Origin of the sequence: Arenicella xantha (assembly GCF_003315245.1) — a bacterium.
GTDB classification, from domain to species: Bacteria; Pseudomonadota; Gammaproteobacteria; order Arenicellales; family Arenicellaceae; genus Arenicella; species Arenicella xantha.
Map to the genome: position 1 here is coordinate 1 of NZ_QNRT01000004.1, position 11,933 is coordinate 11,933.

At 47.3% G+C, this 11,933-nt stretch carries 8 protein-coding genes; 3 read left to right on the forward strand and 5 right to left on the reverse strand.

What is annotated here, in order from left to right; translation table 11 throughout:
• Nucleotides 1-726 precede the first annotated feature (726 nt).
• Together DFR28_RS13710 and DFR28_RS13715 are read right to left on the reverse strand one after the other, a co-directional pair.
• On the reverse strand, nt 727-2,661 hold the full coding sequence (locus DFR28_RS13710) for an acyltransferase family protein (protein WP_113954948.1): 1,935 nt from the start codon (nt 2,659-2,661) through the stop codon (nt 727-729).
• Between the two features lie 43 nt (nt 2,662-2,704).
• The gene (locus DFR28_RS13715; RefSeq protein WP_113954949.1) at nt 2,705-4,732 is read right to left on the reverse strand and encodes an NADPH-dependent 2,4-dienoyl-CoA reductase; all 2,028 of its coding nucleotides are present in this window, start codon (nt 4,730-4,732) and stop codon (nt 2,705-2,707) included.
• A 231-nt stretch (nt 4,733-4,963) separates the two neighbouring features.
• On the opposite strand from DFR28_RS13715, the gene DFR28_RS13720 reads away from it, so the two are divergent.
• Nucleotides 4,964-6,931: a DUF885 domain-containing protein gene (locus DFR28_RS13720; RefSeq protein WP_113954950.1), complete on the forward strand. Its 1,968-nt coding sequence runs from the start codon at nt 4,964-4,966 to the stop codon at nt 6,929-6,931.
• Between the two features lie 28 nt (nt 6,932-6,959).
• On the opposite strand, the gene DFR28_RS13725 is transcribed toward DFR28_RS13720, so the two are convergent.
• Together DFR28_RS13725 and DFR28_RS13730 are read right to left on the reverse strand one after the other, a co-directional pair.
• A complete protein-coding gene (locus DFR28_RS13725; protein ID WP_113954951.1) occupies nt 6,960-8,702 on the reverse strand; it encodes an ATP-binding response regulator in 1,743 nt (580 codons plus the stop codon).
• 43 nt (nt 8,703-8,745) lie between these two features.
• On the reverse strand, nt 8,746-9,366 hold the full coding sequence (locus tag DFR28_RS13730; protein ID WP_113954952.1) for a response regulator transcription factor: 621 nt from the start codon (nt 9,364-9,366) through the stop codon (nt 8,746-8,748).
• A gap of 156 nt (nt 9,367-9,522) precedes the next feature.
• Here DFR28_RS13730 and DFR28_RS13735 point away from each other — a divergent pair, with 156 nt between their 5' ends.
• Nucleotides 9,523-10,335, forward strand: coding sequence for a hypothetical protein (locus DFR28_RS13735; protein WP_113954953.1), 813 nt, complete (start codon nt 9,523-9,525; stop codon nt 10,333-10,335).
• Here the strand turns inward: DFR28_RS13735 and DFR28_RS13740 are convergent.
• The gene (locus DFR28_RS13740; RefSeq protein WP_113954954.1) at nt 10,299-11,207 is read right to left on the reverse strand and encodes an alpha/beta fold hydrolase; all 909 of its coding nucleotides are present in this window, start codon (nt 11,205-11,207) and stop codon (nt 10,299-10,301) included. The two genes, DFR28_RS13735 and DFR28_RS13740, sit on opposite strands and share 37 nt — an antisense overlap.
• A 121-nt stretch (nt 11,208-11,328) precedes the next feature.
• Here DFR28_RS13740 and DFR28_RS13745 point away from each other — a divergent pair, with 121 nt between their 5' ends.
• A complete protein-coding gene (locus DFR28_RS13745; RefSeq protein WP_113954955.1) occupies nt 11,329-11,931 on the forward strand; it encodes a TetR/AcrR family transcriptional regulator in 603 nt (200 codons plus the stop codon).
• Nucleotides 11,932-11,933 lie beyond the last annotated feature (2 nt).

An 11,933-nucleotide genomic window follows, 5' to 3' on the forward strand; every position in this document is an offset into this window, starting at 1 on the left:
GCCGATGGTAGTGCGGGATTCCCCGTGTGAGAGTAGGACATCGCCAGATTTATATTAGAAGCCCCAGCAGGAAACTGCTGGGGCTTTTTTATTGCATGATTGTTTTTATCGCATCCCTATTGCTGACGCTTAGTAGGCTTCGGTCTTATTTGTCGAATTCTTGGATCTAAAGTTATAGGTGCTATATCAAGTATTGAAGAATCTTCTACTTTTTCGCTTATATAACTGAATTACTGCTGCTGGAATTTGTGAAAGGATACTTGGATCATTGATGCGGATTAAATGAAGCATCATGTTCTACGTCTATGGTGGTGCTTCGATTAGCAGGTCTCACGGTTAATGTGCTGGGCTATAATCGATACCGTCTATCAATCGTGATTCTTTTTGTTGGAAGGGTTACTGAATTCGCCTTGGATTACATGGGAGAAGGTCGATTGCATTACTAAATAGAAAGCTTGAATCGTCCATCTCAAGCCGTTAAGTACCGAAAGGTTACGTATTCCCTATAATTTGGTTTGTCATCACATACCGCAACAAAGTTAAGCTTGCATACATGCGAAAGCACAGCCCAATGTTTTCCAAATGATTTTTGAGCTGACGTAGAGAGCGCTAATCGCTATCTAAAACATGGAGATTTGTTGACGGTTATCTATTAAGTAGTCGTTTCTAAGTACTAAACTAGAATTTAAATTTACTAATAGGAATAGGAATAGGAATAGGAAACGATTAGTTATTTGAAACCGTAGATAAAAAGACTCTGATAGCGGCAAGCTCAATATCAGATATTTGATTTGCCAGTGCGATCGATCCTGGCGGGCTTAAGTGATCTGAGTTTGCGTAAATTAGTTGCTCATCAAGAAAAGCGCTTGCTGGATTGGTGTTTGAGGATGTCATAACTATGGTATCTGGGAAGCGCGAAGATATCTGTAAGAGTCTTTCGTTGACAAGCTGAACCTCGGTTCGAGCTTTGAAATTTGGTATTCCTGGTTTGGTTGGGTTGAGCAAATTTCTCAGTTTCTCTATCGGTATACCTTGCCTATTTTGGTAAGTTTCGATTTGCCGATCAATAAACCAGGGTACTTGCGCCATGATCACAACCTTTTTGCCATGTGAATTAAGATAGGTTAATTGTCGTTCTAGCTGTTGAAAAAAGTTGAAAGTCCGAGGAGCTCGAGGTCCGTCGGTATAAATACTCCAACTTGCCGCTAGAATTATTATGTCGTAGTTATCAATTATATTTTCAATTAATTCTAAATGGGGCGGGCAGTTCACCTTATCCTTGATGCTCGGGTCGACTGATGGTCGAGTTCTGTCTTGATCTATCATTGGGTAGCAGGTTTGTGCGGAAAATGCGTCAATAGCAATTCCCAAGCGTGTCCCGAGGCTATCCCAAAATGGTGTAAAGTGTCCTGCGTGCGAATCGCCGAAAAGAAGGGCTGTTGACTGGACATTCAAGTCGCCAAATTTGCATTCTGCCGAAATACCATGTTTGTAGCAAAATGGCGTATAACGTTCGCTGTATGAAGTGGTGTCGTGACTGATACCTGAGTTTGGTACAAGGTTTCTGCAAGTAAGAATTAGTAGTAAGGCTACAGTCGGGAGGGCGAATAAATATAGTATCGCCCCACGCATTGAGAGGCTACTCTGGCGTATTGGTAGTTCAAGGTAGCGCCAACTCAAGTGGGATAGTAAAAATGCGACGCTTACTAGACTGATCAGGGCTGAAATGCTTAGGTCGCCGTAGAGGTATCTCGGAAGAGCTAACAATGGCCAGTGCCATAAATACAGGGAATACGAAATCTTCCCGATATATTGTGCGTAAGTGTTTCCAAGAATTGTGTGGTAGACAAATGACGACTTAGAAAATTGAGACAGTACCAGCACAACACCGAAACATGGGATTAAAGCCGTGAGCCCGGGAAAGGTTGTGGAATGCGAATAGAGAACAAATGGTGCGAGTACAAACAGTAGGCCCAACCATCCAAGGGACGGTAATTGCCGCTGTTTTAACGCTGACTGTTGGTAGAATGCAAGGGTGCCTCCTATCATTAATTCGCCAGCCCTAGGAGGAAGAGAGTAAAACGCTGCGGTTTCAAACCTTCCTGTGCTTGCCATGAGGTGAGCACCGATGAAGGACAGAAGAGTGCTGCCAATTAAAATTAATAGCTTTAGGCGGTCATTGCATTCTATTTTGATACCGGCTAATAACAACAGTGGCCAGACTAAATAGAATTGTTCTTCTACCGATAGGCTCCATAGATGCAATAATATGCTGCTGTCACCGGGATTGTGAAAGTAGCTGGTGGTCGATGCAAAATAGTGATTTGCCGAGAATACCGTGGCACTGATTGCCGACCATGAAAATGATTTAAAATTTTCGGTATTAAAAAGCAACACTGCAGCGACCGCACAACATAAAATAACTGGCCACAGCGGTGGTAAGATTCGTTTAATTCTACGGGTATAAAAATGCTTAAACGAAAAGGCGCCAGTAGATTTTTTCTCGCTTAGAATTATGCTAGTGATAAGAAAGCCAGACAGGACGAAAAAAATATCTACGCCGATAAACCCCCCAGGAATTAGCTGCGCGCTCACATGGTAGGCCACCACCGATAATACGGCGACGGCCCGTAAACCATCTATCTCTGGTCTATATTGCAACGGTCTTTATGCTGGTGGGGTAGATAATTAGACCATTCTCAACTTAGATCGACGCGCCAAGCTCAAATCCTTCTCTAATCGCACGTTTAGCATCGAGTTCGCCGGCTAGTTTAGAACCACCGATCAAGTGGGTTGTTACATCAGCTGCCTCTAATGCTTGCAAAAGATCGATGTTGGATTCTTGGCCGGCGCAGACCACGACTGTATCGCATTCAATTAATTGAGGCTCTCCGTCCTGAATCGTGAAATGCAGACCGTTGTCGTCAATTTTATGGTATTGCACTCCGGTAATCATCTTGACGTCTTTCATCTTCAACGCCGCTCGATGTATCCATCCTGTTGTTTTGCCTAAGCCCTTACCCATTTTGCCGGCTGTCCGCTGCAGCATAGTAATTTCCCGTGGTGATGGTGTGGGTTGTGCATAGACACATGCCCCTCTTGAGGCGTATGACTTATCTACCCCCCATTCTCTATTGAATGATTCGATATTGAGACTCGGCGATGCGCCTTGATGAGACAAAAACTCGGCGACATCAAAGCCGATTCCGCCGGCACCGATAATAGCAACGCGTTTGCCCACAGGTTTTTCGCCCGCGACCACATCAATGTACGACAGTACGTTAGCACGATCGGCACCCGGTATCTTAAGTGCGCGCGGAGTGATACCGGCGGCAAGTATCACTTCATCATATTTCGCGTCGATTAGACCCTCCGCCGAAGCGTGCTCGTTAAGGTGTAGATTTACGCCTGTTTCTTGAATTTTGTGTTCGAAGTATCTAAGTGTTTCGAAAAATTCCTCCTTACCCGGAATCTTCTTGGCAATATTAAATTGCCCGCCAATTTCATTTGATTTGTCGAACAGGTCAACCTGATGACCTCGATCTGCCAATACGGTAGCTGCCGATAATCCGGCAGGCCCAGCACCAATGACCGCTACTCGTTTAGGAGCAGTCGCTTGAGTGTAATTGAGCTCTGTTTCATAACACGCGCGAGGATTTACTAAGCAAGTAGAGCGCTTGCCTGAAAATGTATGATCAAGACAGGCTTGATTACAGCCGATGCAGGTGTTTATTGACTCAGGACTGCCCGCTTCAGCTTTGTTGATAAATTCTGCGTCGGCTAAGAACGGCCTCGCCATTGATATCATGTCCGCGTCGCCACGCGCAATGATATCGTTTGCAACTTTAGGCTCATTAATCCGGTTAGTTGCTACCACTGGAATTGAAACATGGTCTTTCATCCTTCCGCTAATCCATGCAAATGCGCCACGTGGTACGCTGGTCGCAATGGTTGGCACACGTGCTTCGTGCCAGCCAACACCGGTATTAATGATGGTGGCGCCAGCTGCTTCGATTGCCTTACCTAGCATTACTACTTCTTCCCATGTGCTCCCTTGCTCGATTAGGTCCAACATCGATAAGCGATAGATAATGATGAAGTTAGAGCCAACTTTAGCTCTTACCGCCTTAATGATTTCCACCGGCAGTCGCATTCTGTTTTCATAACTACCGCCCCATTCGTCGGTTCGATTATTGGTATGGGTCACCAAAAATTGATTAATAAAATAGCCCTCGGAACCCATTATTTCAACGCCATCGTAACCAGCGGATTGAGCCAAGCTTGCCGAGTTTGCGTAATCTTTTATCGTGCGATATACGCCTTTGGTACTGAGTGCTCTTGGCCTAAATGGCGATATTGGTGACTTAATATTGGAGGCTGACACACATAAAGGGCTGTAACCGTAGCGGCCGGCATGCAAAATTTGCAGGCATATTTTGCCGCCTTCGTCATGTACTGCTTGGGTTACTTGCAAATGTCTTTTAACTTCAGAGCGTTTGCTTAATTTGCTACCAAACGGTGACAGCCATCCTTCAACATTCGGCGCGAATCCGCCGGTTACCATTAGGCCTACACCACCACGGGCGCGTTCTGCGAAATAAGCCGCCAGTTTGGGGAAATCTTTTGCCTTATCTTCGAGGCCGGTATGCATGGAACCCATAAGCGCACGGTTCTTTAATGTGGTAAATCCGAGATCGAGTGGTTCAAGCAGGTGTGGGTAGATGGTCGACATTTTGGAGTTATCCCTTTGGTGATCGCCGTTCAATTATAACGATGTTATTTTCTAGTGGACACATTGTATTGATTCGTCAGTTCGGCGCAACTCGTCACGTCAAATTTTGCGACAAATAGGAAATTAGCATTTAGATTCTAACTATTTTGGTTTCAGAATGATGCAGATGTGGAGCAGTGATCCGTTATTGTTTATAGTCGGAGTAATACTGCCCTCGACTGGAGAACACAATTGAAAATCCAACTTGTTACGCCCTTTATTATATTGGTCTTATTAGCGGCGTGTTCTGAATCTCCGAGGCCGGATACGAGTGAAGCGGAACTGCTGTTAACTGCGTCGCCTGAGGCTGAACCAAATGTGGTTAGCGAAACCACGGAAGTTACCTCCGCCGTCGAACCTTCTCTCGACCAAAATGCGGCATTTAACCAGTTCAAAGAAAATTTTCTTGAAAGAACTTGGGCGCTAAATCCTAGCTATGGAGTCTATGTTGGTTTTTATAAATATGACGATGTTCTTATGGTACCTGACGGTGAGCTACGAGGCCGCCGCAGAGCTTTTTATGTGAATGAGCTTCGTGCTCTCAAGGCGTTCAATGCGAACCGCTTAACAGCATCCAACGCGACCGATTTAGCTATTATTGAAGGCCAGTTAAGATCAAGCTTGTGGTATATCGACTCTTTCAGAAGCTTTGAATGGAATCCCGCTCAATATAATCCAGCTGGTGCGTTCGGTGTTATTTTGAATACCGATTATAAGCCGTTGAAAGAGCGTATCTTGACCATCTCGAAGCGTCTAGAGAATGTTCCAGCGTACTATTCGGCGGCGATTGCTAACTTAAAGGTTCCGACCGAACCACATTTGGGCTTGGCAATTCAGCAGACCAAGGGCGCACTTGGCATGTTTACCAAGCTAATACCTGAAAAGGCATCAGCCGTAGAGTTAAGCCCCGAAGAGTCAGCGGCATTTGATACGAATTTAGCTGCAGCAGTTAGTGCTGTATCGAACTACGCGGAATGGTTAGATGCGAAACAGGCCGAACTCGCTGAAACTGGTGAAGTGAGAAGTTTTCGGATCGGCGCTGAGTTGTACGAAAAGAAGTTTAAGCACGATATAGCGTCTAGTTATACTGCCCAAGAACTCTACCAGCTCGCCGTCGCCAGTAAGACCGACTTGCATAATAATATGATCGCGATTACCGAGGAATTGTGGCCTAAATATTTTGCCGAGGAAGCAATACCGGAGAATCGATTGGTCGCGGTTAAGCAGCTCATTGATCTCTTGGCAAAGCGGCACGTCGAGCGTGATCAATTTGTTGATGAAATTCGTCGTCAAATTCCAATTCTTCAAGCGTTCGTCGACGAGCATGAATTGTTGGACTCCGACCCAACTCGTCCACTCGTGGTTAGACTGACACCAGAATACCAACGTGGTTTTGCCGGAGCTTCAGTTAACGCCCCAGGGCCGTATGATGCTACTGCGAATACTTACTACAACGTATCGCCGCTTGACGATTATACCGAGGAGCAAGCTGAAAGTTATTTGCGTGAGTACAATCATTGGATATTGCAGATCTTGAATATCCATGAGGCGATTCCGGGACATTACACTCAGTTGATGCATGCAAATAAATCACCGAGCAAAATCAAATCGGTTTTTGGAAATGGTGCAATGGTTGAAGGTTGGGCGGTCTATTCAGAGAGAATGATGCTGGAAGCCGGCTATGCTAACAACGAGCCAGAGATGTGGTTGATGTACAGCAAATGGAATCTGCGCGTGGTGGTCAATACTATTCTTGATTACAGTGTTCAGGTGCTTGGCATGGAGCGCGAAGCAGCACTCGACATGTTGATGAATGAAGCATTTCAAGAGCGTACCGAAGCTGAGGGGAAGTGGCGTAGAGCGACGGTTTCGCAAGTGCAGTTAACTAGCTATTTCACAGGATATTCAGAGATTTACGCGTTTCGTGAAGAGCTAAAAGCGAAGATGGGTGAGGCGTTTAATTTGCGCGATTTCCATAATAAATTTTTGAGTTATGGTAATGCGCCGGTGCCGGTGATCAAAAAGCTAATGTTGAACGAGTTGGCCGCCTTACCTCAAAAATCAGCGAGTGATGTTGAGCAACCATTGCTTGATGACTCGGTGCAGTCGCTTAAAGTGGAGGCTGATAAGCTTGAGCAGCCGACTGACGCGATTGAATAAACACTTAATAGCCAATAAAGTTTGCTTGCTAGTGCCTCGGTGTCTGGGTTTTCAACAATGTTTGCATCATTCGTTGTAACTGAGTTGCCGAGGCCGGTTTGTGTAAGAGCAATGCATCAGCTGACTGAGCCTCGATAATTCGCTCAGTTCCGGTGTCACCAGTAATAATGATTGCGGGTACATGGTGACCTAAATGCAGGCGCAAATCGTGAATGGCTTCGCGTCCAGTGCGACCTTCACGTAGGCGATAGTCAACCAGTAACAAATCAATAGGTTGCTCGCCGACTAGCTCAATCGCCTCAATTGCAGACTCAGCGTCGAGGCATGTGCAGCCCCAAGTTTGAATCAATGCGCGCATCGATGCTCTGATGCGTGCGTCGTCATCAATGACTAAGACCTTGGCTCCACTAAAATCAACGGCGCGGTTATGGCGCGGCAAATCTTCAATTATTTCCGCAGTCGAGTATGGCAGGGCGAACCGAAACACGGTTCCACGTCCGAGTACTGAACTCACCTGGATCTCGCTATCGATCGTTTTTGCTAGACCTTGTGCAATCGCGAGCCCTAATCCAAAGCCCTTATGAGCATCACGCTCGGGGTTGTCTAGCTGGTTGAATTCTCGAAAAATATCGTTAAGTTTGTCCGGTGCGATCCCAATGCCGGTATCCCACACTTCAATAAGCAACGCGTCTCGCGGGCGGGTGCGGCAGGCTACAAGTAGGCCACCTTTAGTGGTGTATCGAATAGCGTTGGCAATAAGGTTGCGTAATATGAGTTCGACAATAAATGGGTCTGAATGTGCTGCCGCAATGGTTTCTCGAGTTCGGTAGATTAAGTCATGTTCGTCGGCGGTTGGTGCGAGCTCAGCTTCGAGCTTAGAGAACAACGATTGCACGAGAAAGGGCTTAGGCTCCGAGGATATCGCGCCGGCGTCTAATTTGGAGATATTCAGTAGCGAGTCCAACATGGTTCTAGTCGAATCAATGGCGGACATCATATGTTGTTGAATTTCACTTTGCTGACTGTTCAAAGACGTCCCGCCAATGGTTTCAGTCAAAAGGCCGAGGGCATGTAGAGGCTGACGAAGGTCATGGCTAGCGGAAGCGAGAAAGACTGACTTGGCGCGATTGGCTTCATCGGTTTGGGTAAGCGCCGATCGCAACTTGTGGATTAGACCGTCGTTCTCGAACCTTAAAATGATCGCTTGGCGAATCGTGCTTTGCAAGTTCAGGGCAAACAGGCTTAAGGTCACTAGCAGCAACATCACGCCGACGGCGAGGCCTTGGTACACCGGTTCATCGCGGTGGTAGAGTGCATACGCCAGTGCACACATTTGGGTGATGTTAAAGCCAAGAAAAACTGGTAGCCAGCTGGACTGGGTAGCAATACTTCCAGCGGCCAATCCGGTGCAGGCGAAGACAATCCACATGGTGATTTCGGGCGTGGCATCCGGTACGACCATTAAGGGTAATAAGGCAAACAAGGTGCCATTGACAATGGCCATAATGGTTTCCCATACGCCGATCAAGCCCGGTTTAGTTAATGCGTCGTTGCGGTAAATAAAGGCGCGTGCAATGCCGAAGCAGTTGAGTAGCACAATAATACTTGCCCAAAGCACCACTCGGGTATCGCCTGACCAACGATACACCAGCCCTGCAGCCAGCACTACGACTAAGGTAAAGGCTAAGATTTCTGGTAATAGATTGCGATGTAACTGCTTTAGCTGTTCGCGCAGTACCGTGTCGCGGATTGTCGACGAGAAAAATTTCATTAGTTACCGGCTATGCTGATCAGCCAATCCATTAACGCGATCATTAAGTCGTGAGGCCCTCGCGTTGAGCTATCAAGATGGCTTCGGAGCGGTTCGAGGCGCCTAATGCGGCTAAGATGGCAGAGACGTGGACTCGCACGGTGTTTTCAGACATCTCTAGCTCTCGGGCAATAAGTTTATTCGGTTTGCCCTCGCATAGGTAGATCAGTACCTCAACTTGGCGTGGCGTCAAAGACTTCCCGATGCCGGCCGGCGATACGTAGTGGCTTGCGTCAGTATCTTCTGGAAAACAGGTGCCACCGTTTAGCACATGCGAAATAGACGATACCATTTCTTCAGCCAGCGCAGCCTTGTTCAGAAAGCCCGCTGCACCAAGGTGGCGGGCATCATTGATCGCCGAGTGCTCAGAGCTTGCCGAGAGAATGATGATCGGGACTCCCGAGAACTTTTCTCTAAGCGGTTTAATACCGTCGATCCCGTTTAGGCCCGGTAAGTGGATGTCGAGCAGGATGAGGTCAACGCTGGATTCGCAAAAGTCAAAAGCATCGCGAATGGAGCTGGCTTCGGAAATTCCTCGAGCCTCTCCAACCTGTGTCAGTATCATTTGCATGCCGGTACGAAACAGAGCGTGGTCGTCAACAATTAGTATGTGGGAATCTTTCATGCGCTCTCCCGCGTCACAATAGGGTCAGGAGACTTGGAGGTCTCGAAGATTCGATTATAGAGCTTATGAAAATTTCCACTAGTCCAATTGTGCTACAGACAGTTTGTCGTTGGCACCATACACTGATCTCAATCAAACCAATATCGAATTCATGACGTGAAGAATAATCAAACAACGATTGCTAGACCAAGCATCAATAGCGGGTCGCTATCGATGCCTGCTCAGCAAGAAATTGGGGTTACTTCCGATCATCGAGTCAGCAAACATTTTGATACGTCGGCAATTTTTGTCGTACCAAAAGGGGTCAGCGAGTTAAGGATATTCGCAGTGGGTGCTTCAGGAGGATCGGGAAATGGGTTTGGGGTCCTCTTGAACAACGGTGGTGAAGGAGGCACCGCTGTATCGAATGTCAGCGTTAGTCCGGGTGAGTCACTGGATGTTTTCGTCGGTATTCGCGGCATGGATGGCGGTCTGCCGGAAGGTGGTTCTGGTGGCTGTTCCGCTTCAGGGTTTGAGGGCGGAGCAGCTGCTTCAGGGACGGCCGGCGGTGGCGGTGGCGGTGGCGGTGCCAGTGGCGTTGTGCGCATTCGTGGCAATGAAGTATTAGTGGTCGCTGGCGGTGGTGGTGGCGGCAGCGGGGTTGGAAACGGTGGTTTGATTGGCCGCGGAGGTGCTGGTGGGTCATTTGGCACTAACGGGCGCGGTTTGTCGCCTGGCCGGGTGAAGCAAGGGCTCGGAACAAGAGGTGGTGATGGACCTGCCAATTCCACCGTCGGAAGTGGCGGCGGCGGTGGCGGTATCTATGGCGGCGGCGCTGGTTCGGAACTCAATAGTGCCATTGGTGGTGGTGGGGCCGGTGGAACCGGTACCCTCGAAGCCGGAAGTCTAAGTGCTGACGGTGGCGGCTCCAATTGTGGCAGCGTTAGTATTTCTTATGATGCCCCATTGTTGGATAAGAATTCTAAATAGGCCGTGGTCACGGCGTCGGCGGCTTCGACGTGTGGATAATGCCCAATTGTATCAAGCGCTTTAAGGTGATCCAAACGACAGCCTAGTTCCTTATACCGGTCAACCAAATGTGACCCTGATACCGGATCAATTGAACCATTAATCAGCGATATCGGTATCTGTGCGTTTTGTAGCGCGGTGACCCAACGCTCTCGATGTTCACGTCGATCTAAGATGTAAGTGATTAAATTGTGGAATACATGTCGACCGTGATTGAAATTAATAAGCTCCCAGAATTCTTGTAGTTCGCGATCACTTGGCTTGGTTTGTGGCCCAAATACACTCGAAAATGATTGTTTAAACTGTTCAAAGCCGGTGAACTTATTGATGTATTTTCCTAACCGGCTAAGCATCAATTTTTGAATAATTAGCGCTCGGTGCGTCTCTGGGAATAGTCCACCGTTTAATAAGCACAGAGACTGCCAGCTGCCGATACCTGAGCCATCTAGTTGGCGAGCTAACAATTCCTGAGCTACCGATACGCCGTAATCGTGGGCTAGGACATGGTAATTTTCTATCCGCAATTGGCCAATCAATTCTTCAAATAAATCCGCTTGCTGATGTATGGAGTAGGTGCGGCTATCAGGCTTGTCGGAGAAACCAAAGCCGTGCATGTCTAAACTCACGAGTCGATACTGTTTGACGAATGTGTCCCACATTGGTAGCCAGTCGAATGACGAGGTGGGAAATCCATGAATAAGAACAATCACCGGGAGCCGAGCGTCGCCCTCATCAATAGTAAAAATTGTTTTGCCTGCGAGTGTTCGGTAACGGCCGCGGTTAAACCAGTTTGCAACAGCTTCGCTGTGAAAGGTGTGAGGACTTGTAGACATAGAGAGACCAAAGGCGAGTGATTATGCGACGAGTTTTATATAAACTGAACTTGACGTCAAGTTCAGTTTATATAAAACTGTTGTCTTTAGTTCTAAAATCTTAAGTGCGTAATAATTTAGTATGAAACAGTTACCAACTCAGCAGCGTGCATTGCGCAAGCGACAAGCGCTCATTGACGCCGCTGAACAGGAGTTTTCAGAGAGTGGTTTCGAAGTTGCAACGGCTAAGTCTATTGCTGCTCGAGCCGGTGTTGCGGTGGGAACGTTTTATCAATACTTTGATAATAAACACGATATTTTACGCGAAATTGCTGAGCAAGGATTTGCTGAACTACATGCTCGCATCCCGTTACTTGATCTGCAGCTTGCGGATGGCTCACGAGATAGAATCGTCTCGTTATTTTCTGAAACCTTAGACTTTGTGTATCAGTACCATGCGCGACGCCCTGAGCTGCACCGAGTGTTGGAGCAACGTCGCGTGGTAGATGCTGATTTGAGCGAGATAATGTGCCGCGGTGAGGGTGTGCTGCGTGCTCGCGTGCTTCAGTTTGTTCAGAGCTTTAACACGCCTCATGCCGAGATCGTCGCCAGTAATTTGTTTGCTATGGCAGAAGGGCTTGTTCATCGCCATGTATTTGAGCCTAACCAGCATAATCCTCAACAGGTAATTCAGATTGGCGCTGAAATGCTGTCTAGTTATTTTTTAACCCATTACCCCCAATAAAA